The organism is Sulfitobacter sp. KMM 9851 (assembly GCF_057178245.1).
In genome coordinates, this window is record NZ_CM169991.1 from 2,542,412 (window position 1) to 2,564,343 (window position 21,932).

18 protein-coding genes, 1 tRNA gene and 1 pseudogene are annotated in these 21,932 nt (G+C 55.4%); 6 read left to right on the top strand and 14 right to left on the bottom strand.

The window, feature by feature from the left end; translation table 11 throughout:
• Positions 1 to 24: 24 nt before the first annotated feature.
• The 4 genes from AC1965_RS12575 to AC1965_RS12590 are packed head-to-tail and all read right to left on the bottom strand — an operon-like array spanning position 25 to position 4,489.
• Complete coding sequence (locus AC1965_RS12575; protein WP_483884213.1) at positions 25 to 888, bottom strand: protein NO VEIN domain-containing protein; 864 nt, start codon at positions 886 to 888, stop codon at positions 25 to 27.
• Entirely contained in the window at positions 888 to 2,687 is a 1,800-nt protein-coding gene (locus tag AC1965_RS12580; RefSeq protein ID WP_483884214.1) for a DEAD/DEAH box helicase, read from the bottom strand. The genes AC1965_RS12575 and AC1965_RS12580 overlap by 1 nt, the downstream gene beginning before the upstream one ends.
• A 1-nt stretch (position 2,688) precedes the next feature.
• Positions 2,689 to 4,017 (bottom strand): hypothetical protein, encoded by a 1,329-nt coding sequence (locus AC1965_RS12585; protein ID WP_483884215.1) that lies wholly within the window; start codon positions 4,015 to 4,017, stop codon positions 2,689 to 2,691.
• A 13-nt stretch (positions 4,018 to 4,030) separates the two neighbouring features.
• On the bottom strand, positions 4,031 to 4,489 hold the full coding sequence (locus AC1965_RS12590; RefSeq protein ID WP_483884216.1) for a BglII/BstYI family type II restriction endonuclease: 459 nt from the start codon (positions 4,487 to 4,489) through the stop codon (positions 4,031 to 4,033).
• Between the two features lie 750 nt (positions 4,490 to 5,239).
• Here AC1965_RS12590 and AC1965_RS12595 point away from each other — a divergent pair.
• Both AC1965_RS12595 and AC1965_RS12600 read left to right on the top strand, forming a co-directional pair.
• The gene (locus AC1965_RS12595) at positions 5,240 to 6,805 is read left to right on the top strand and encodes a DNA cytosine methyltransferase (protein ID WP_483884217.1); all 1,566 of its coding nucleotides are present in this window, start codon (positions 5,240 to 5,242) and stop codon (positions 6,803 to 6,805) included.
• A gap of 1,562 nt (positions 6,806 to 8,367) precedes the next feature.
• On the top strand, positions 8,368 to 8,979 hold the full coding sequence (locus AC1965_RS12600; protein ID WP_483884212.1) for a BRO-N domain-containing protein: 612 nt from the start codon (positions 8,368 to 8,370) through the stop codon (positions 8,977 to 8,979).
• A gap of 195 nt (positions 8,980 to 9,174) precedes the next feature.
• Here the strand turns inward: AC1965_RS12600 and AC1965_RS12605 are convergent, their stop codons facing one another.
• The 7 genes and pseudogenes from AC1965_RS12605 to AC1965_RS12635 all read right to left on the bottom strand — a co-directional run bounded on the left by AC1965_RS12605 (position 9,175) and on the right by AC1965_RS12635 (position 13,671).
• A complete protein-coding gene (locus AC1965_RS12605; RefSeq protein WP_483884218.1) occupies positions 9,175 to 10,353 on the bottom strand; it encodes a DUF6538 domain-containing protein in 1,179 nt (392 codons plus the stop codon).
• 61 nt (positions 10,354 to 10,414) lie between these two features.
• Positions 10,415 to 10,489 (bottom strand) — tRNA-Phe (locus tag AC1965_RS12610).
• A 115-nt stretch (positions 10,490 to 10,604) separates the two neighbouring features.
• The gene (locus AC1965_RS12615) at positions 10,605 to 10,799 is read right to left on the bottom strand and encodes a DNA gyrase inhibitor YacG (protein WP_483884219.1); all 195 of its coding nucleotides are present in this window, start codon (positions 10,797 to 10,799) and stop codon (positions 10,605 to 10,607) included.
• The gene (locus AC1965_RS12620; RefSeq protein WP_483884220.1) at positions 10,796 to 11,830 is read right to left on the bottom strand and encodes a ribonuclease E/G; all 1,035 of its coding nucleotides are present in this window, start codon (positions 11,828 to 11,830) and stop codon (positions 10,796 to 10,798) included. Before AC1965_RS12620 ends, AC1965_RS12615 begins: the two co-directional genes overlap by 4 nt.
• Positions 11,827 to 12,405, bottom strand: a complete 579-nt coding sequence (locus tag AC1965_RS12625; protein ID WP_483884221.1) for a Maf family protein — start codon at positions 12,403 to 12,405, stop codon at positions 11,827 to 11,829. The genes AC1965_RS12620 and AC1965_RS12625 overlap by 4 nt, the downstream gene beginning before the upstream one ends.
• A gap of 92 nt (positions 12,406 to 12,497) precedes the next feature.
• Positions 12,498 to 12,716 carry a translation initiation factor IF-1 gene (gene infA / locus AC1965_RS12630; RefSeq protein WP_005978431.1) on the bottom strand — a complete coding sequence of 73 codons (219 nt, stop codon included), beginning with the start codon at positions 12,714 to 12,716 and terminating at the stop codon, positions 12,498 to 12,500.
• Between the two features lie 80 nt (positions 12,717 to 12,796).
• Positions 12,797 to 13,671 (bottom strand): annotated as a pseudogene (locus tag AC1965_RS12635) (carbon-nitrogen hydrolase family protein).
• Positions 13,672 to 13,857: 186 nt separating this feature from the next.
• Between AC1965_RS12635 and AC1965_RS12640 the strand changes: the two are divergent.
• Both AC1965_RS12640 and AC1965_RS12645 read left to right on the top strand, forming a co-directional pair.
• Entirely contained in the window at positions 13,858 to 14,826 is a 969-nt protein-coding gene (locus AC1965_RS12640) for a LysR family transcriptional regulator (protein ID WP_483884222.1), read from the top strand.
• 9 nt (positions 14,827 to 14,835) lie between these two features.
• Positions 14,836 to 15,528: an NAD-dependent deacylase gene (locus AC1965_RS12645; RefSeq protein ID WP_483884223.1), complete on the top strand. Its 693-nt coding sequence runs from the start codon at positions 14,836 to 14,838 to the stop codon at positions 15,526 to 15,528.
• A gap of 131 nt (positions 15,529 to 15,659) precedes the next feature.
• On the opposite strand, the gene rpmB is transcribed toward AC1965_RS12645, so the two are convergent.
• Positions 15,660 to 15,959: a 50S ribosomal protein L28 gene (gene rpmB / locus AC1965_RS12650; protein ID WP_483884224.1), complete on the bottom strand. Its 300-nt coding sequence runs from the start codon at positions 15,957 to 15,959 to the stop codon at positions 15,660 to 15,662.
• 185 nt (positions 15,960 to 16,144) lie between these two features.
• Here rpmB and AC1965_RS12655 point away from each other — a divergent pair, with 185 nt between their 5' ends.
• Positions 16,145 to 16,840: a CDP-alcohol phosphatidyltransferase family protein gene (locus tag AC1965_RS12655; protein ID WP_483884225.1), complete on the top strand. Its 696-nt coding sequence runs from the start codon at positions 16,145 to 16,147 to the stop codon at positions 16,838 to 16,840.
• A gap of 46 nt (positions 16,841 to 16,886) precedes the next feature.
• Entirely contained in the window at positions 16,887 to 18,320 is a 1,434-nt protein-coding gene (locus AC1965_RS12660; protein WP_483884226.1) for an MFS transporter, read from the top strand.
• Here the strand turns inward: AC1965_RS12660 and AC1965_RS12665 are convergent.
• Together AC1965_RS12665 and ileS are read right to left on the bottom strand one after the other, a co-directional pair.
• Entirely contained in the window at positions 18,313 to 18,768 is a 456-nt protein-coding gene (locus tag AC1965_RS12665) for a methylated-DNA--[protein]-cysteine S-methyltransferase (RefSeq protein ID WP_483887038.1), read from the bottom strand. The genes AC1965_RS12660 and AC1965_RS12665 overlap by 8 nt on opposite strands.
• Positions 18,769 to 18,832: 64 nt before the next feature.
• Positions 18,833 to 21,748 carry an isoleucine--tRNA ligase gene (ileS, locus tag AC1965_RS12670; protein ID WP_483884227.1) on the bottom strand — a complete coding sequence of 972 codons (2,916 nt, stop codon included), beginning with the start codon at positions 21,746 to 21,748 and terminating at the stop codon, positions 18,833 to 18,835.
• Positions 21,749 to 21,932 lie beyond the last annotated feature (184 nt).

The window sequence follows — 21,932 nt, forward strand, 5'->3', positions numbered from 1 at the left end:
AATGCCCGAACCACATAACTAAAGTTAAAGATTTTTAAGGGGGGGGATGGAGACAAAATCAAATAGGCGGAACGGAACCTCTACCGATTCCCACAGTCCTCCGTTCTGATTTATGGGAATGTGAGGTGCAACCTCTCCAACAGACAAAACTGCAAGAAAAGTGGTTCTTTCCGATATCGACCAAATATGAAAATTGTAGTTATTAGAACGTTTCGCCGTCTGCCATTCAAAATTAGTTAAGTGAAATTTCGCACTAGAAACTGATGCAGTCGAGCACTTTGTTTCTATCTTAAGCGGCGTTTCATTCGATCTTGAAACCCGGGTGAGAACATCATAGCCATAATGATTGCTCTCTAGCGCCATCCACTTTGGCCTAAACCCTGTTCTATCCATTTCAAAACGCATCGACATTCTTTCACCAACCCGACCGGTTTCGAGTTTCTTCTTATCTCCTTCATTGCGCGTCAACGCAGCCAATTCATCCCAAAAGTCTATGGTTTCTTGGTCGAAATCATCAGCCAGACCAGCTTCATGAAAGAGTTGCAAGATTTCAGGAGGTGATTGCAGCAGAACTTGCATCCGTCCTCTTTTAGCTAGCTGCAACCAGGGGTCTCTACGTCTTAAGAAGTATTCTTTCAAGAGAAAGCGCAGCTGGCTCCTTGGCTGAGATAATTGAAGGCACGCTCTCCCGCGCTCAGTTACGATGTAACATCCCGCAGAATTAACACACACCCAATCAAGAGATTTCGCGTGACCTACAATTGTTCGCGTCGAAATGGGCCCAAAGTTGAGTGAGGCAAGCTGTTGGCTTTCTATCTTTTGTCGCTCAACAATAGAAAGCAAATTAATACATCCATAAGCGGCGCTGGGTGTAAGAAAAATTGCCATTACGGCTGACCAAACGTCGCGGCAAGTGCTTGAATATCTCCTAAGTCGAGGGCTGCTGTATCAAATTCCGCGTCTTCAGAAACTTGCAGAGGAGAGATGTTCAAATGGCTGTCATTTAAAACCCGGGCCATTGCATCAACTTTGACTCCAAGGCGGGTTCTAACCGTCTCATCGATGGTGCCAACGCACTCAATGACTTCAAGATGGGTCAGTTGGTCATTCGGCAAACCAAGCCTGTGAATCCGATCCTCCGATTGAAGGTACTGTGCCGCATTAAAGTTCCTGTCCAAGTAGATCGCGTGATGGCAAACTCGATGTAAGCTAATGCCCTCGCTAGCCGCTGCAGGGTTGGCGATCATGACCTGAACTTTGGGGTCGTCGTGAAACTTCTTGATTTTCCCTTCCCTGGTATCCTCGTCTTCGTCACTACCAGCGTCAACTCCACCATGGATGTAAACTGCTCCTAAATCACGGAAACACTCCGCCAGATATTCGACGTTCTTAACAAACGAAGTCCATACAAGCACTTTATGCCCATCCTTTGTCAGTTCTCGCGTCCGATTAATGACGTAACGAATTTTTGGACCATCGCCTTCAGCAAGAGCATCAGAAAGCTCATCAGCAAATTTAAACTCCTGTCGGTTTGCCAGCAACGCTGGATTTGAGACAAACTGAAGTAAACTGGTGACTGACCTACCGAACCTCCTTAGCGCAAACTTTGTATTTTCAGATAGTGCGCCTTCTGCCTCTCTAGCGATTTCACTTCGAAGGAGGCGGTAAAGTCTCTCCTGAGCTGGGTCCATCTCTAGCTTCTTAAGGCTTCTTAATACTTTAGGAAGCTTCAGTTCGGCTTTATTTGTCCGTACATATACCCTCTGAATAAGGTCGACGACAGAATCCACGCTAGCTCTGACTTCAGGATATAGGAAATTGAATTGTGGAATCAGGTCTTCAACGGACTGCGGCATCGGAGTCCCACTCATAATGAGCTTGCTTTTTGGAAGGTGTGAAAATTTCAGAATGGATTGGGTGGCTAAACTATTCTGATTTTTGACGCGATGGCTTTCGTCAAGAAAAACATGTACGTCGTTTTCAAACAGGAAACTCGAGATGTGGTCACTTACCCGAACGAGCTGTTGATATCCAATGATCATCAGTTTCGGCCGATCTCGAAGCTGGGCTGGGATTCTGTCTGTCTTACGCAACCTTTCAAATTGGACGTCCAATGCTGGAAGACATTCCTTAATTTGTTCATCCCACGCTGAGAAAGCATTTTTGGGAGCTACTACCAACAGATTATCACCTTCAGCAGCACAAAGAGCAAAGAAGGCAAGCGCTTCAGTAGTCTTTCCTGCTCCCGGGACGGAAAAGGTGGCTCCACTCCGTCTAGCGACTAATTTCGAAACATTTCGAACCTGCTGAACTGTTAACTCACGTTCAAAGCCAACCGATTTTAGTCGCTGCTTTAAATCTGAGCTATTAATGAGTGGTAGGTCCTCTGATAGGAAACTCTCCTGTCGTGTCCTAGCATCGTTCAACATATCATTGGCGATTGTTGAAATTGTAAAATGCTGTCCCGATCGAAGCTGGAAAGCAGAAATTACATTAAGAACTTCTGGGCGAATGGCCAAGAATGCCCACCAAGGCAACGAAACAGTGTAATTCCCTTCTCTCTGTGCGGCTTCCGACGCATCTAAGCAAACTCCGCACAATAATTTCAACCATTTTTGGTTTTCGTCACAAGGGCTCCAGCTCAAGACAGCTAATTTGCCGTCGTGTTGATAATCAAATGAGAGCAATTTAATTGGTCCGGGAACTAATGAAGTCTCTAATTTTATGCAACGATGCTTCTAACTCATCAAGCTGAGCACTTGCTCCTTCGATGATTGCTTCTGGGTTCAAGCCAAGGTTTATGGCTTCTGTAAGGAAAGTTTGAGACTTCTGTAAATTCTCCAACAAGTAATTTGATCTCAAAGCGTCACTCAGTTTTGACTTCTCGCTTTCCAAGGTTGCTGCAATGATGTCCTGAGCCTTCGTCAGGTTTCCCTTAGTGTTGTTAATTTCAGCGACAAGTTTCATGTCGCCTGCGCCGCCGTCGAGTGCGGATGATCCTCCGAATGCACTAACTGCATCATCGTCGACAGATGCCTCCAAATTCTGAGGGAACGCCTTTTTAAGTCGCTCTTTTACCGGACCGAGATGCTGGCCTAACTTGGGTATGAACAGATACAACCTTTCGCCTGCCGCGTCGGGATCATCAATATAGTGGAATGCCAGCTCCTTTAGCACCTCCCGGTCAGCCACACTGTCTTGCCCCTTCATAGCCTTGTTAAGACGTCTAAAGGTATGTTCGGTCTCTTTTAGTTCGGACCATATATTCTTCTTGTTTCTACTTTCTAAGTACTCTGCTCCTAAGCTTCGAATTTCGAAAAGCTCCTCGATATCTTTAGGCTTTTTCCCATACTGCTTAGCGAGATCTTGAGTGCTGTAACCAAATAGTTTCCGCTTCTGTTCGAACATTTTGGCTTCAGCGTGCCATGAGTAGTCACTCCTGATATCTCTTTCGATTTGCAGCCGTGATTCTAGTGAGTCAAGCTCTCTGTCGTCACATTTGCCCAAAACAACTACGTCGACATGGCTAAAATGAGAATATTTCGGTGCGTCTTCACGATAGAGTGCGCGCCAACAGCACAATCTACGGTTGCCGTTTATCACAAAGCCATTTTCGTCAAGTAAGAGAGGTTCAACTTGTCTGTTTTTTGGGTCTTTGAACTTTTCTAACAACCCTTCTTCACTGATCATATTACCCAGAATTTCATGTTGAGCCTCCTGAAGAGTATAAAGCTCCGGATCACCAGCAGAAAAAAAATCTTCGGCCTTGTTATGTAAAGTCACCCATTCTTCTTGAATTGAAGAAGTGCGCCCGTTCGCTATTCGATACTTCGGTAGGTCGATCGCAACCCTGATAATTGGAAAACTTGCAACTTGGCCTTGAAAGTTCTCTATCCGATGGAGGGCACCGCCTTTTTCCTTCGCCTCGTCGACCAACTCAGCAAAAGCCTTTCTCCGCGCGGGCAGAGGCATTCCAAAGCGATTGTCAGGAGTAGATTTCCCATGTTGCTGATTCATTTAATTACCTCAATTACTGAAATGAAATCACGGTTAACGGCATGTGAATTACTTTACGAAATATCGTTAGCTCGCTCTCAAGCCTGTCAGAGTTAGCTAGATTGTCACCTAGTTCTCTTGCTGCGGGGGCAGTAGGGAGGATAAATACGCCGACCCGAATAAGATCATTTAGATACATTTGTTGGAGCTTTATCAGATCGGCATACATGCGAGACATATTGCCAGACGTTTGAATGCAGAGTCCAACTCTATTCTTTTGAGAGGCAATAGTTATTTTTGACCCGTGTGCTACTTTGACAGTTCCCGTCCAGCCGTGCTTTTTTAGCTCCGTTAGAACTTCGTTTCGAAGTGTCGGACCGTAGCCCCGATTGACTGGAACCTGGCAGGCCCTCAACGCACGACGGATTTCACCGGCCTCTAGTTGCGGCAAAGCCTGATCGCCACCCAGATGCGAAAATTGAAACGTCTCCATAAAATACCGTTAATTGAGTGCTCATCTGAGCAACCATACTGTCCACAGGCGCGGCGTCCATCAGAAAATCCAGCCGGGCCTTCGGAAGCGTGCGCTGTTCGACCTTGGCGTATGACAGGTACCTCACACAACCATTCAATTGACGTTGTAAGGACGCGATTAAGACCATAATTTAAAGAGAATGGGGGAGCACTGGACGGGATTGATCATTTGAAACGCGCGGAAAATAGTGGGAAGAAGCTCACCGAACTCGAAGCGTCGATTGTAAAGGGCATGCTTTTGCGAGGCGACAGGCAACATGATATAGCCGCTTGGTTTGGCGTTAACGGAGGCAGGATCGGAGAAATAAGCAAAGGGCGGAAGTTCCTAGGCATAGCTCCTAGGACAAACAACCTACCGAGACCCGGGCCTTAACTTTCCGGCCAAGCCTCGGAAAGCCTAATTCATGAGTTCAGGAAGCTTAGGAGCAAAACTCGCGGCATTCTTAGTCATGATGATCTATCCCCCTGCACAAAGGCTCTGGCGATGAGCATGCTAGATCAGCTTGAAGCAATCCTTGCAGATTAAGGATTACAGCTTCGGCCGCATGAGCTTGCAGGCCATGATTGGTGCAGGCATAGCTACTTTCGTCTGATGCATTCAGTATTCGCTGGATCTCGTTGTTTAGACCTGCTATCGAGGCAGTGACGATTTGGAAGTGGACGAGCTGTGCGGGTTATCGATCTTTACGCGGGAGTAGGTGGTTGGGCCATGGGCTTCAAACTAGCTGGGTTCGAGATAACGAAATCCTATGAGTGGTGGCAAGCAGCCGCGGATACCCACCACGCGAACAGCTCGTCCGATGTAGTAGTTGGAGATATTAGGAAGCTCGACTTACGATCGCTCCCGAAAAACATTGATATCGTGGTAGGGAGCCCTCCTTGCACTCAGTTCTCTTACTCGAACCGCGGTGGGTCTGGCGATGTTTCGGATGGGCTGGTAGACCTAGAGAAATTTCTAAAAGTAATAAGACATGTTCGACCTAAGGCATGGGCGTTCGAAAACGTCCCGCGTGTGAAAAACGTCCTCGAACAGGAGCTTGCTACAGGAGGAACGCTACACCAGTACGCAGACCTTTTTGAGAATGCCTGCATTGAAGTTTTTGATATTTCTCAGTTTGGAGTTCCTCAAAGGAGAAAAAGATGCATTGCCGGAAGCTTTGATTTTGAGCTTCTACGATCATATTCCGAGGTGACTAGTCGTCCGACATTGGGTGACGTCGTTAATTTATTGGATGCTGGTCAAGACCCTATTTTTGCAACGCCAGCTCCTTTTGAAATTAGTGACAATGAGCCTGAGGAACCTCTTAATTGGGAGGAAGAGAGGTTCAACAGAGACATGAAAGTCGCTCATCCTGTCTATAATGGCATGCCATTCCCGGACCCCTTCGATAAATCAAGTAGAACCGTGACTGCGACATGCACCAGAGTCTCTAGAGAAAGCCTGGTGATTAGGGATGGAAAAAGTGCAAAGTTCCGAAGATTGTCCGTCCGAGAAAGAGCTTCTTTACAGAGTTTTCCAGTTAATTTTCAGTTTTTGGGCCGCAGCCACGCGCAGAAGCTTAAGATGGTTGGGAATGCGATTCCACCAGCTTTCACCTATCTCATCGCAGAAGCCATGAAGGGCACTCGAAAGGAAGACTTGCGCCCAACTTCAACCATTGATGCAAATGCTATACTGCCTTGTCATTCGGGCATTATTACGAAACCAGATAGCAGCGGGCGAACCTATCCGATTGCAAGGCGGTTCCGTTTCAGTATTCCTGAGCTTATCTTTAAGAGCGGAACGCGGTTCGAACTCTCGAATGCTGGCGGCTCTGAAAATTGGGAAATTGTATTCTATTATGGAGATTCCAAGCGCATCCAAAGCAAGAGGATCTTTCAAAGTACTGTTTCTCACGCTGCCTGTCGCTCCTCCAAAGAGCTACGGTTTCTCATTGAGGAAACACTTAAAAAGCTAGAGCTTTCGCTCGGTGCACTAGACCTAAAAAGTATGCAATCCACCTGGAACCATACAGGCACTGGACTACACCCTTTTAAATTTATCGACAATTTGGGGGACCTCGTGAAGTCTGAACTGGAAAGCAAGCAGTGGGCTGAGCTTGATCAGAAAAACCTTCAAGAATATGTATACTCAATTATTTACCCTCAACCGGATTCTGAACGAATTGGTGAGAAGAAGATTTCAAGATATCTTTCAGAAATAGCAATTGGGTCGGTGGTGGCAGCGTACCTGAACAGCAAACTGTCGCAATCTCCAAAAAGCGAATTTGAATGAGTATATGGGAAGAGACCTTGGGCGTTGTCGAAGAGGTGTCCAGCACTGGTCAATCATTAGGAGACCTAGGACCTCTATAGCTTAAATCTATAGTGGCTATGGGAAGTTCAGCTACCAATGCCTACCCCTCACCCCTTACTCTCCCGCGAATGTGGTTTTTGGTTGGAGAGAGTATGTGCGCGGCGACCTAGCCTAACTAAGTGCCACCATTACAAGACCCATCATTATGTGTCGCGAGGTCTATTACCTCCTCATCGCGGTGTATCGTCCTAGAAGCGACTCCTTCTCGACCAAACTTGATGATCCGATGATCATGAGTGTCGTCGTGGAGGAGAGCATCAATGGGTCTCCACAATCCTGTCCCTCAGGGTCTGCGAGAGTGATCAAATTTCTCGTTTCCTGAGTACCCCATGGTTTTACTCTGCATGGAAAGGCTGCTGTCATTATCGACGTGTAGTTGCTTCTGTGATCATGGGTCTTCACCTAGGTCCTTGGGCCTAACTCAAGTGTCCCTGTAGTTTCCCCTATAGGTACTGACGACGCTTTTCGTCACTCATCCCCCTTCAGCAAGAAGACCTGCATGTTCCCCGCTTGGACGGGGTCTGGGTCTTTCCATAGCTCATGCTCAGTCGAGCTGAGGCCAGCGTGATGTTCGCAGCTGAGGGGTCACCCTCAAAGAAAGCGATCTATGTCTATCAGCCCCACCTCACGCACATGCCGCAACTGTGGCACGGCCTTCCCCTTCCGGTCCAACAAGACGTCCTGTTCAGCAAGTTGCTGCAAAGCCCTTTCACAACGAGAGCGCAGGAAGGCGCTGCCTGTAAATGCTGCCAACTATGGCACGGTCCGAAGGGAGCAACACGAGGTCTTCGAACTTGCCATGAGAATGGCGGAGTCTCTCTACTCCATGCCCCCGTTCGACCGCCTGGGATACCTTCAGGAGGTCGTCCAGCTGGCCAGAACAGGACAATCACCAAAGATCAGGAAGATACTGACCATGCCGAAGCTGCTTCATCCAAGCCCTGACAAAAAGCACCTGTTCTATCGGGGTTGTCGTGGTCACTGCACGATCTCCCAAGCAGCTGATCGATACTGCCGCATGTCACCATGGGACGCAGGTGTCGTTCAAGTTGTCCGAGGCGAAGTTCCAGACCCGCCCACTGGTGAGGTCATCGAGGGTCTGGTGAACATAGCAGCATAAAGACCTCAAGCATCTCGAGGTCGACCCAAACCGATGCTCCCTTCACCGGCATCATGCAGTTAACTAAAGCGACGGGCTTGCAGTGCCTCAGGATGTTTTGGGGGCGCATATCTCAGCGCCTTATCTATATGCGCGGCGTTTGCGTTTTCCCCCTTCCTGGTAAGTGCCGGGGCGGGTCTCAGGGGAATAAGTGCCACCATTGCTCAAAGGAACGACCACCTCGCTGGTCTGATCTTGCCGCATCACCACAGCCTGCCTGTAACGCGTCACAACAACGCTCCTCTGTGGGCGAACTCAAGACCTGCGCGAGCATACCCATGCGCCCTCAGTGACGCTCTCCGACAACTGGAAAGGAACTACCATGACCACATCCAACGCAATGGACATCAAAACCTTTTGCACACTGCCCATCCACGTTGAGACCATTGTGGACGAAGACGGAAACGAGTGGTTCGTACTCGACAACCAACTTTGGAAATTGCTCGGGTTTCCTGAAGACGCTAGCTGCCACCGGCTTCTCCACCCAAAGAAATGGACCATTCACGTATTGGAGCATGACAATGGCACTCAGCAGGAAGTGGACCTCATCTCAGAAGCTGGTCTCTACATGCTTATTCTGGTGAGCAAGGCGCAGGCTGTCGAACCCTTCAAGTCTTGGGTCTTGGGAACTGTTGCACCGACCCTCGCTGAGGATGGTCTATTCATGATGGGCGAAGAGCGCTACTGTCCTGCGCCAAATGGATACGAACTTACCCATGAAGACATCTGGGGTGGGCATCTCACTGATGCAGGCGACGTCAGGGAGCTAGCTGAACTGTTCCTACCCGAACTGAGGAAGACCGGCAGCGCAGACTGCGGGATTATCCGCTTCGTAAATGGGAAACCAGAGATCGATCAAGATGCATTCGCACTCGCGATGGGCAAGAAGATGCTCCGCAAGCGCATGCCACAGGCCACGAAACAAAAACCGTAGACCAAACCGTAGACCATCTGGTGCCTGTTGACACCGGGTGGTCCACGACGCTAACCCTTGTTTTGCTGGAGATGCCAGCTGAAGAAGTGCCTGTAGGAGGAACACAACCTCCGCCCCCGGGCACCACTTCTTCGGTTAACACCTTGGTAACACTCCAGCTTTTATCTCGAGCTAGGAGCCGTAGACCATGTCGGCTCACGTTGCCTCCTTCATCCACTTCCGGAGAACGCTTAAAGGGTATCCAGACCCGTATCCGTGGCCTACACCTTCCGTTTGCCAGCCGCCGATCTGATCGACAACATCGGCAGGACACTCGATGGCCCTGAGGCGGTCCCGCATCGAGTGGCGGAAGCTGTGCATGGTGCAACCCTCTGGCACGTATTCCTTCATCCATTTATTCAGTGCTGCGCTTGCGGCGTTGGCGTTTGTGTTGACGGATTTGTTGTACCTTGGGAAGGCAAACTGAGAGGACCCATTTTGTTGGAGGATGCGTTCTGCTGCCCACCGGGCCTCACCCTCAAGAGGAACTTCTCGTTCACTACCCCTCGTCTTCAGACGACGCCAAGGGTGTTCACGGACCCGGACGGTAAGCGACCCGTCGTCTTCGCTGACAATGTCGTCCTTGCTTAGACCTGCAGCTTCAGCAAGTCGCAAGCCTGGGTCTGAAACCAAGGCAACGAGCCAGCGCAAATCATCGTCAATCTCCCGGCATTTGACCTGCACAACCTCCAGTGTATCTGAAGGGATTGGGTTGCGATCTGAAACACCTGCTGATCGGTCATAGTAGACCCCGGCAAATGGGTTGTTCAGCGTCAATCCCTGTTCGCTGGCGGCGAAATTCGTAACCGCTCGCACGGTGCCAAAGACCCTTGTCAGGCTGCTCCCTGCCAGTCCACGCGCAATCAGTGCGTCCCGGAACGCGTTCGCATCAGCCTTGGTGTAGATGTCGAGGTGCTTGTCGCCACAGGCATCAATGACGTAACCACACGCTCTCTCAGCTGCCCGGTGGAAGGTGACCGGACGCCCCTTGCCCTTCTGCTGAAGGTAAATCTCCACGGCCTCTGACAACAGCACAAATGAAGAGACACTGGCGTGTGGCATTGGAGGAGACCCAGCGATCGCCGCAGTTCCCAGCCGCAACATATGCTTTCCCGGCATGTCCGCGTCCTGAGACCTAAGGTGAAACCAGTAGTTATCGAGTTGATCTGCTGCCTTTCTGGCTCGCGCATCAGCGATCTTTGCCGATCGTGTCCGAAGCGAATAGGCGATCCGAGGTGACGAATAATGCCGAAGCAGCTCTTTTGGGATGCGACGACTGAAGTAGAATACACCGTCTTTTACGAAGGTGAACGTGGGTGAAATGGTCTCCGACATGGTCTACGGCTCCTAGCTCGAGATAAAAGCTGGAGTGTTACCAAGGTGTTAACCGAAGAAGTGGTGCCCGGGGGCGGAATCGAACCACCGACACGAGGATTTTCAATCCACTGCTCTACCCCTGAGCTACCCGGGCACGGGAGGCCCCCTAAGGGGTCGGGTGAGCGGGTTCTAGGGCGTTGGGCGCGGGGTGTCCAGCCCATTTTCGCAACCAATTTGCCTTCCTTGCATCAAGGACGAAAAAAGTTGCTCTAGTGGGGCTTTGGATCTGCATCCAGTGCGGCTTCGGCAGCTTCGATAGCGGCTTCGATGTCGTCAGGTTCCTGCGACGGTACGGCGTAGCTGCCGTTGAACCAGCGTGCCAGATCGACATCGGCACAGCGGCGCGAACAGAACGGGCGGTGGTCGGCTGTTACGTCGGCCTTCCTGCAAATCGGGCATTTCATGCGTCGCGCTCCGCGATCACCTCGGCCAAGACGGGGCGTGCGCGTTTGCGTTGCAATTCGTAATGGCCCAGTGGCGTCCAACCGACCAAAGTCGTCTCTACGTCGTCGCCCCGGAACGCAGCGCGCAGTGCGCTTTCGAAACTGCGGCGGTCTTTCTTGGGCATCGGTGCCAGATCCAGTGTGATTTGGCCGCCAAGGCCGCGCAGGCGCAGGGCGCGTGGCAGCGCGCGGGCGCAGGCCATATTGGCTTTGATGCCCGCCGCCAGCGACGCATCACTGCCCGTGTTCACATCAACAGCGACCAAGGCGCGCGTGGGCTCGACGTACATCGACGCACTGCCCCCAAGCGGCACATGAGACTGGCCGAGCGCGTCAAGCGCCTCCAGCACGCCGTGTTCGGCAAAGCCACCCGCCTCTGTAACCACTTCCGCGGGGGCCGCCCAATCGCGCCAGGCCAGCAGATGCGGCCCGTCGCCTTCGGAGAGGGTTTCCATTTCGTGCCCCGCATCGCCGGCAACCGTGTCGGCCAAGGTCAGCATCGCGGCGATGTCTTCGGCAATGTCCTCTGCGTCGGCCCCGGCGCAGGACGACCGCAAGATCACCCCCTGCCCGTCACCTGCACCGGCATCATGGGCAATCTCCAGCAGGCGATCACGCTCGGCTTCGTCCTTGATGCTGCGCGAAATATTCAGCCCCGGCGCATCAGGTGTTGCGATCGCGTAGCGCGACTTGAACAACAGCTTTTGCGTGACGGGGATCGCCTTGCCGGGTTCGGCGTAACCGCTGACCTGAACAAGAATCGTCTGTCCCGGCGCCAACCCCTTGATCTGGCGCAAAAAGGCCGACCCATCGGGGGTTTTCAGGAACATCCCGCCCTGCCCCTTTACGGGACGGTCGGCAACGGCGCGGTAAACAGTGCCCACACGGGGCGCGTCGCTGTCCAGATGCAGGTCTTCCAGCCTGCCATCCACCATAAGGGCGGCGGCCTCAACGGCGCCGAGGTGATCCAGAATAATTGTTCGGCCCTTCATGCGGTGCCTCCGTTCAGGGGGTATCCTGCTGCGCGCAGCAGGTTTGCAGCTTCGGCCAATGGCAGGCCGACAATACCGGTGAATGATCCACTGATCCAGGGAATCAACATGCCTGCTGGACCTTGGATGCCATAGCCGCCCGCTTTGCCGCGCCAATCGTCAGTGGCCAGATAGGCGCGCAGTTCTTCGTCAGACAGGGACTTCATCTTGACCGTGCTTTGCACGTCGCGCTGCCAAATCTTGTCGCCACGCTTGACGGCGACGGCCGTGATTACCTTGTGGCGTCGGCCCGACATCAGGCGCAAAAACGCCTCCGCCTCCTTGGCATTATCTGGCTTGCCCAGAATGCGTCGGCCTAGGGCCACGGTGGTATCGGCGCATAGCACGATATCGTCCACCCCCGCCGATACCGCTGCCACTTTCTCGCGCGCCATGCGCGCGCAATAAGGGCGCGGTAATTCGGCCTTCAACGGGGTTTCATCTATGTCTGGGGCGCGGATTGCATCCGGTACGACGCCGATCTGCGCCAGCAGTTCCAGCCTACGTGGCGATCCAGATCCGAGAATAAATTGCATTTGCCACTGGCCCCATAATCTACAGGCCAGCGGCCCAGCAAGGGCCGGGCGTGGCCCTGCCTGCGCTGTTCACCGCCCTCAGGCCGTGCCGCTTACTTGAAACGGTAGTTAATCCGACCCTTGGTCAGATCGTAAGGTGTCATTTCCACCTGTACCTTGTCGCCTGCCAGAACACGAATGCGATTCTTACGCATCTTGCCTGCCGTATGCGCGATAATCTCATGGCCGTTTTCCAGCTCGACCCGAAACGTCGCGTTAGGCAGAAGTTCCTTCACGACACCGGGAAATTCGAGCGTATCTTCCTTGGCCATGGTCTCTCCTTGATCAAAATACCCTCAATCTGAGGGCGCAGGCTTAAATGGGCGCATTTTACCCGATTTTCAAGGGGGATTCAGCGCAAGGCGACGTTTATCGCCATACCGTCACGCCCAGCCTGATCATTCCAGTGGCTTCGGTTGAGCACAATGCCGTCGCGGCGCACATGTGCGACCTGCGCCAGATCGACTTCGGCATAGGTCCAGCCGGGGGTGTTCACCTCGGCCACGTTGAGCACGCCGGTAGGCGGAAACCCCTTATCTGGCGGGCCAAACACCCCGCCCGCGCCAAAGGATTGGCCCAAAGCATAGGACCACGCGGCATCCCCCACGACCGAGGACATTGCCGTAATGCATTGATTTTCCAGCGCCCGCGCCATCGATCCGATGCGCACACGCCAATATCCGCCCAGGGTTTCGGTCACACTTGGCACCGCGATGATATCACAGTCAGACAGGGCGCGGCCCAGCAGGGGAAACTCACTGTCATAGCAGATTAGAATCCCGATCTTGCCCAGCGCCGTGTCAAACACCTGCAAGGCATTGCCGCCGATCACATCCCATTCCTCGCGCTCAAAACGCGTCATGATCTGTTTGTCCTGTACGCCGACCTGCCCCGTTGGTGTGATCAAACGGGACGATTCACCGGGCGGGTTTGCGTCGCCGCAGGACCAGAGGCCGCGACGATATGCACCCCGTGTGCTGCCGCCAACCGCAGGTGCACCGCATCCGCCTCGGCCAGTTTGTCCGAAACGGAAAAGAGTGATTTCTCCAGATCACCGGCCACGTCCAACCCGTCTAGCGTCGCCAGCTCCATCGCGCCGTATTCGGGAAAGACCAGCAGTTCCGCGCCCTCGCCCGCCGCCGTGCCGACCCATTCCGCCAACTTGTCTTCATACTGCGCCCACGAGGACAGAATATCGAGGGGATAGGCAGCGGTAGCGATTTTCATGGGGGAAGCTCCGGTAGGGTTCTGCGCAGTTTGCGCAGGTTTATACGCAGCTTCAAGGGGGCGCCCGGCGGGCAAGCATTAGTATGCGTTGTTTCACCTTTGCGACATATCCGGTATCAGCGCGTCATAAATACTTGACGCAACCGCGCCAGAGTTTCACAAAACCGGAAACCATCGGGGGCAGCCATGCTGAAAAAAGGGGTCACCCTGCGCGGAATCGAAATCTTTGAGGCTTTGGCGCAATCGGGGTCCGTGGCACAGACGGCGCAGGCCACCGGCCTCAGCCAACCCGCCGTTAGCCAGCAAATGCGCAACCTTGAGGCGGCAATAGGTGCTGAACTCATTGATCATACCCGTCGTCCCATGCGCCTGACGCAAGCGGGTCAGATGTTTCTGCGCCGCGCCGGGGCCGCCCTGTCGGAACTGCGCCAAGCCCAAAGCGAGGTCACGGTGATGGACCTTGCGCATCTAGACGAGTTGAACCTTGGCGTGATCGATGATTTCGACGACGACCTGACCCCACGCCTTGCCACGATCCTTGGCGACAGCCTGACCGAATGTCGCTTTCGCATGATCACCGCAGGCAGCAACGAACTTGGGCAGGCAATGCGCGAGAAACGTCTGCATATGGCGCTGTCAGCGCAGATCGACGCGCCGCTGGGGACGGTGCTGGAGTATCCGTTGGCGCGTGATCCGTTCATACTGGTAGCGCCTGCGGGCTGTACCGACGACCCCGCCTTCCTGCTGGCTGGCAATGGCTCCTTGCCGTTTCTGCGTTACGCGGCAGATCAGTTGATCGCGCGCCAGACTGACAGCTTTCTTGCCAGCCAAGGCTTTCAATTACCTGCACGATTCGAAATTGGCAGTCACTTGGCCCTGATGGCCATGGTGGCGCGCGGTATTGGCTGGGCAATCACCACGCCTCTGGGTTACATGCGCGCCGCGCGGTTTCATGATGGCATGGTGGTGCGCACCTTGCCCGACCCCGGCTTTGCCCGCACCATTTCGTTGTTTGCCGGGGCGGAATGGTCCGGGGCGGTGCCGCTTGATATCGCACAGACAATGCGCCGCCTGATGCAGACCCATATGATCGCTCCCGCCATTGCCCGTCTGCCCTGGCTGGCCGAGGGATTTCACCTGATTGATGCTGAATAGAGGCCCGACATGACCAAGATTGTAATCCTCACCGGCGCAGGCATTTCCGCTGAAAGCGGTTTGGAGACCTTTCGGGCCGAAGACGGGCTATGGGCGCAGCACCGGGTTGAAGATGTCGCCACCCCGGAGGGGTTTGCCCGCGACCCCCGGCTGGTCGTCGATTTTTACAACGCACGGCGCGCGCAGGCCGCCACTGTTGCACCAAACCCGGCGCATCAGGCGCTGGCGCGGCTTGAGGCATCGTTTGATGGTGAGGTGGTGCTGATCACCCAGAACGTCGACGACCTGCATGAACAAGGCGGGTCGGCGCGCGTGATGCACATGCACGGCGCGCTCAAGGGCGCTCTGTGCGCCACGTGCGATCATCGCTGGCCTGCGCCCATGGTCATGCAGCCAGGCGACCCCTGCCCCGCTTGTGGCGCATCTGCGGCGCGGCCTGACATCGTCTGGTTTGGTGAAATGCCCTATGACATGGACGTGATATTTGACCATCTGAGTGGCGCGGACATCTTTGCCGCCATCGGCACTTCGGGCAACGTCTATCCTGCGGCGGGCTTCGTGGCAGAGGCCCGTCGCGCGGGCGCACATACAATCGAATTTAACCTAGAACGCTCTGCCGTGGGCAACCAGTTTGCCGAACACCGGATCGGTTCCGCCTCACAAACGGTGCCGGCCTGGGTGGATGAGGTCTTGCGCGGGTGATCTTCATCTAGGGGCGGAATTAAGGGCCCGGCCCGCCGTCTGTTACGGACAAACAACGTCACGCCGTCCCAAAACGCAAAAACCCCGGTCCTTTCGAACCGGGGCCTTGCAAAATCTAACCTGTCGATGGCTTAGGACAGAACGTCAGCCGTCGCGCTGGACTTGGCGATCGCCTTTTTGATCTTCAAAGCGTTGACCGACAGTTCAACGTCCTTGGCTTTTGCCAAATACTTGTCCAGACCACCGCGGTGATCAACGCTGCGCAGAGCAGCGGCAGAGATACGCAGCTTGAAACCACGACCCAGCGCTTCGGATTGAAGCGTCACGTCGTTCAGGTTCGGCAAGAACCGACGGCGTGTACGGTTGTTGGCGTGGCTTACGTTATTGCCCGTCATCGGGCCTTTTCCGGTCAATTCGCAACGGCGCGACATGGGTTCATCCTTTTGTTTTTGTGTCTGGCCAGCGATCCGGCGTAACACATACATAGGGGCCGCGCAGAGCCGACCCTGAATTGGTTCGCTGGCTTTAGTGGGAATCGCGGCAGCCGTCAACCCGAACCGCCCGGCAGATGTGTATTTCCTTTTGCATCCGACGCCGGGATTTGCGATGCAAGCCTATGACCATACACATGCGCGCCCTTCTTGTTCACCTGTTTACCGCCACCGGAGCCGTTTTGGCCATGCTCGCCATGCTGGCAGCGGTGGAGGGCAAATGGGATTTGATGTTCCTCTGGCTGGTGATCGCCTTTCTCGTCGATGGAATCGACGGGCCGCTGGCGCGAAAATTCGATGTCAAAACCAATGCACCGGAGTTTGACGGCGTCTTGCTCGATCTGATCATCGACTACTTGACCTATGTTTTCATCCCCGCCTTTGCACTGTTTACCTCTGGCCTGATGGACGGATGGAGCGGTTGGGCCATGATCATCATCATCACTTTTGCCAGTGCCATGTATTTTGCCGACACCCGGATGAAGACCAAGGACAATTCCTTTTCCGGCTTTCCCGGCTGTTGGAACATGCTGGTGCTGGTGCTTTTCGCGCTGAAACCGGAATGGTGGGTCAGCCTGATCGTCGTGACGATTTTGGCGGTCGCCATGTTTGCCCCGATCAAATTTGTGCATCCCGTGCGCACCGAACGCTGGCGCACGGTCACTTTACCGATGGCGCTCGGCTGGACGTTCTTTGCCGGTTGGGCCGCATGGGTCGATTTCCACCCCCAAAGCTGGGCGCATTGGGGCCTTGTCGTGACCTCCATCTATCTGGTTTGCGCGGGCGCTTTGCAGCAGTCGACCGAACCGCGCGACAGCTAAAAAACCTCTTGACCTCAACCGTGGTTGAGGGCCCATCACTGGCCGCATGACCATTGATACATCCCCCTCTCGCGACGCCTATGTTCCCTGGACCGAGTTCCTGCGCGGTGGCTATGGCACGTCACTGGCGCTGGTTTGCTTGGGTGTCTGGCTGCACGCCGCCGACAGTCTGATTGTTGCCACCATGCTGCCCGCCATCCTCGCCGACATCGGCGGCGAGGCATTCGTCAGCTGGACGGTCTCGATCTATGAAATAGGTTCAATCGTTGCGGGTGCGGCCAGTGCGCTGCTGAGTATGCGCTACGGGCTACGCGCGCCGATGACCCTTGCCGCGCTGCTGTTCGGTGCGGGCTGTTTGCTAAGTGCCGTTAGCCCCGCGATGAGCCTGCTGCTGGTGGGGCGTGTGTTGCAGGGTCTGGGCGGCGGCGGGCTTACCGCGCTCAGCTTTGTTGCCATCGGGGTTTATTTTCCGCGCCGCTATGCCGCGCGAGCGCTTGCGGTTGTCTCGGCATTCTGGGGAATGTCAGCCTTTCTGGGGCCGCTGATAGGGGGACTATTTGTTGAATATGGCAATTGGCGGCTTGGCTTTGGCTTTTTTGCCGCCCAGGCCATTGCCCTTGCCCTATGGATTGCCCTGCGACGCGAAACGGCGCTGCCACCCCGCACCGCAGAGCACAGCCGCTTTCCGGTGTCGCGACTGGCGCTTTTGTGCCTCGCGGTCGTGCTGATCTCGACCGCAGGGGTTAAGGTTGAACTCTACCGCACCACCACGCTGATCCTGGCCGGTCTGATTTGTCTGGTCTGGTTTTTCCTGCGCGACACCCGCGCCAGCGCCGACCGCCTGTTCCCCAAGGCCCCGCTGGACCCGCGCCATGCGACCGGAGCCACGCTTTTGATGCTGTTGATGCTGCCGATGGCGACCATCGCGATTACCGCATACGGGCCCCTGCTGATGACGGCCGTCCACAACACGTCAGCCCTGACCGCCGGTTATGTGATCGCCTGTTCGTCCATCGGCTGGACCCTGACCGCAATCGCCGTCAGCGGATCAGCGGAAAAGCACGACCGCATGTGGATCGCGCTTGGCATGGGGGTGACCACGTTCAGCATTGTCGGCTTTACCTATGCCCTGCCTGCCGGGCCGGTCTGGGTCATTGCGCTGTTTGCCCTGCTCGAAGGCGGTGGTTTTGGCCTCGCCTATACCTTTATCCTACGCCGCATCACGGCGCTGGCAGACCAAGACGAGGTGCAGCGTGTCACCGGCGCCATCCCGACCATCCAGCGGATCGGCTATGCGCTTGGTGCCGCCTATATCGGGATCATCGCCAATGCCTCTGGCTTCCTGACCATGCAAACCCCGGCAGAGGCAGGTGCAGTGGCGCAGATCCTGTTCTTGTCCTGCCTGCCGTTGGCTGGCGTGGGATTGCTGGCAATGATCGGGCTGATCCGCCCGCATCCCTACGATCAAAGCCTTAGATAAGAAGGCTGGCAGCACCTTCATGGCGCAGCAGCGCCACCTTGGTTTCGACTCCGCCCGCCCCGGAAAACCCGGTCAGCCCCTTAGCCCCCATGACCCGGTGGCAGGGAATGATAATCGGGATCGGATTGCCGCCACAGGCCTGCCCCACGGCCTGCGCCGGCACGCCAAGGCGTTTGGCGATGTCGCCATAGGTCACCGTATCGCCAAAAGGGACCGCCAGCATCGCGGCACAGACGTCGCGCTGAAAATCGCTGCCCTTGATCCGCAGAGGCAGATCAAAGCCCTCGCGCTTGCCTGCGGCATAATCCGCCAACTGCGTAGCCGCATTGTCCAGCACCTGCGATGCATCCTGCCGCACAACCCGCGCCCAGCCAAGTGCGACGATGGCCCCGTCCTCTTCGGACAGGGTCAGATCGCCAAACTGGGTGGGCACGGTGCGGTACTTCATCCCCGCATCATGCGCTGTGTCGGCGCGCCGCTCAATCCGAAAGCTGCGCATAGTAGGCGCCGGGTTACCCCAACACCTCGCTCACCGCCGCATCACAGCGCCCACAGACGCCGGGATGTTTGTGAGTGCCGACATCGGGCAGCACTTTCCAGCAGCGTTCGCATTTCGCGCCCTCGGCCTTGGCAAAGATCACGGCCACACCATCGGTCTCTGGCATCCGGAAGGCATCTTGGGGTGCCGCATCGCCCGTCACGGTGATGTCTGACGTGATGCTGACATCTTCGAACGATACGCTTTCCAATGCCGCGCGCTGCGCCTCATCGGCGACGTAAACGACCGGCGCTGCCTCAAGCGATGCCCCGATCACCTTGTCGGTTCGCTGCACCTCAAGCGCCGCAGTCACCACCCGCCGCGCCGCGCGCACCTTGGCCCATTTTGCGGCCAAATCATCATCCAGCCAAGCAGTTGGCGTTTCCGGCATATCAACCAGATGCACCGAAGTTCCCTCGCTCGGGAAACGCTCCAGCCAGACCTCTTCCATGGTAAAGACCAACACCGGGGCCAGCCATGTGGTCAAGCGGTGGAACAGGATATCAAGCACGGTGCGCGCGGCGCGTCGCCGCAAGGTGTCGCCGTCACAGTACAAGGCATCCTTGCGCACATCGAAATAGAATGCGCTTAGATCAACCGTGGCAAAGGTAAAGACCGCCTGAAACACACCTTGGAAATCGAACTTGGCATAGCCATCGCGCACGACTTTATCCAGTTCAGCCACCCGGTGCAGCACCCAGCGTTCCAATTCTGGCATATCGGCGGGTTCAACCCGATCCGCCTCGCTGAAATCGTTCAGCGCGCCCAGCATATAACGCATGGTATTGCGCAAACGGCGATAGCTGTCAGCCACACCTTTCAGGATTTCATCCCCAATGCGCTGGTCCGCCGTGTAATCCGCCTGTGCTACCCAAAGCCGCAGAATATCCGCGCCATACTGCTGCACGATCTTTTCCGGCACGATGGTATTGCCGATGGATTTCGACATCTTCATGCCCTTGGCATCGAGCGTAAACCCATGTGTCACCACATTACGATAAGGCGCGCGGCCCGTGGTGCCGACCGATTGCAGCAGCGAGGAATGGAACCAGCCGCGGTGCTGGTCGGTGCCTTCCATATAGACATCGGCGATCCCGTCCTCGGAACCATCCTCGCGGTCGCGCAGCGTGAATGCGTGGGTTGATCCGCTGTCAAACCACACGTCCAGAATATCGGTCACCTGGTCATAGTCATCCGGGTTCACGATACCGGACAGAAACCGTTCTTTGGCCCCATCGGCATACCAGACATCCGCGCCATCGGCCTCAAATGCCTCGACGATCCGCGCGTTCACCGCCGGGTCACGCAGCAGGAAATCCGCGTCTGTCGGCAGCGCGCCCTTTTTGGTAAAACAGGTCAGCGGTACGCCCCAGGCGCGCTGACGGCTCAGCACCCAGTCGGGGCGCGCCTGCATCATCGAATGCAGACGATTGCGCCCGGATTTGGGCACCCAGTTCACATTGTCGATCTCGGTTAGCGCACGTTCGCGGATGGTTAGCCCGTGCATGTCCAGCCCATCGCCCACCACCTTGTCGATCGCAGCGAACCACTGCGGCGTGTTGCGGTAGATGACGGGGGCCTTAGAGCGCCATGAATGCGGATAGCTGTGCTTGATCTTGCCACGTGCCAGCAGCCCGCCGACCTCGATCAGCTTGTCGATGATCGCGGCATTTGCGTTGCCTTCCTTGCCGTTGGGCTTCAGGATCGCCTTGCCGCCAAAGAACGGCAGATCATCGCGGAAACGCCCGTCTTCCATGACGTTATAGGTGATGACCTGCGCCAACATGCCCAGATCGCGGTACAGCTCGTATTCCTCAAGTCCATGCGACGGCGCGCAATGCACAAAACCCGTGCCTTCGGTGGCGGTCACGAAATCGGCAGCCCGGAAATCGCGCAGGTCGTCCCATTCGCCGTTGCCGCCTTCGGCCCCAGCCAGCGGATGCTGGAGCGAGATTTTGGCAAGCTCGTCGTTGGTCACATCGCGCACACGTTTCCACATGCCATCCTCAAGCCGCGCTCGGCCAAGGACATCGGCAGCCAAATCATCGGCCAGCAGATAGCGATCCCCGACATTGGCCCAGCATTCGTCGGGCGTGGCTGTCACTTCGTAGAGGCCATAGGAAATGCCCTCGCCGTAAACCACGGCCTTGTTGCTCGGCATGGTCCAAGGTGTCGTGGTCCAGATCACGACCTGCGCGCCATCCAGATCGCCGCCGCTTTCGACCACTTTGAACTTCACCCAAACCGTGTGGCTTTCCTTGTCGTGATACTCGACCTCCGCCTCGGCCAGCGCGGTTTTTTCAACCGGCGACCACATCACGGGCTTGGACCCTTGATAAAGCGTGCCGTTCATCAGGAATTTCATGAATTCTTCCGCGATGACCCGTTCGGCGTGGAAATCCATCGTCAAATAGGGGTTTGCCCAATTGCCGGTGATGCCCAGCCGCTTGAATTCCTCGCGCTGCACGTCGACCCAGCCGCGGGCGAACTCACGGCACTCGCTGCGAAACTCGTTGATCGGCACCTGATCCTTGTCGCGGCCCTTCTTGCGGTACTGCTCTTCGATCTTCCACTCGATCGGCAGACCGTGACAATCCCAGCCCGGGATATAGCGCGCGTCAAACCCCATCATCTGATGCGAACGCACGATCATATCCTTGATCGTCTTGTTCAGGGCATGACCGATGTGCAAATGCCCGTTGGCATAGGGCGGGCCGTCATGCAGCGTGAAAGGCGGGCGGCCCTTTTTCTCGCGCAGGCGGTCGTACACGCCGATCTGCTCCCAGCGGGCGAGCCATTCAGGTTCGCGCTTGGGCAATCCGGCGCGCATCGGGAAATCAGTCTTGGGCAGGTTCAACGTAGCTTTATAATCGGGGGTCTCGGCGCACATGGCGGGCGTCCTTCGGGGTTTTGGGATGGCAATTATGGATGGGTCGGTGCGAGTGGCTCAAACACCTGTGCCCGGCGGCTCAATGGATCAGAGCGCCGGGGATATAATTCGAATAATGATCGCAGCAATGCGTGTCATACCGCGCTTATAAACAGCGCCCCCAGCCCCGACAAGCCCCATCGCC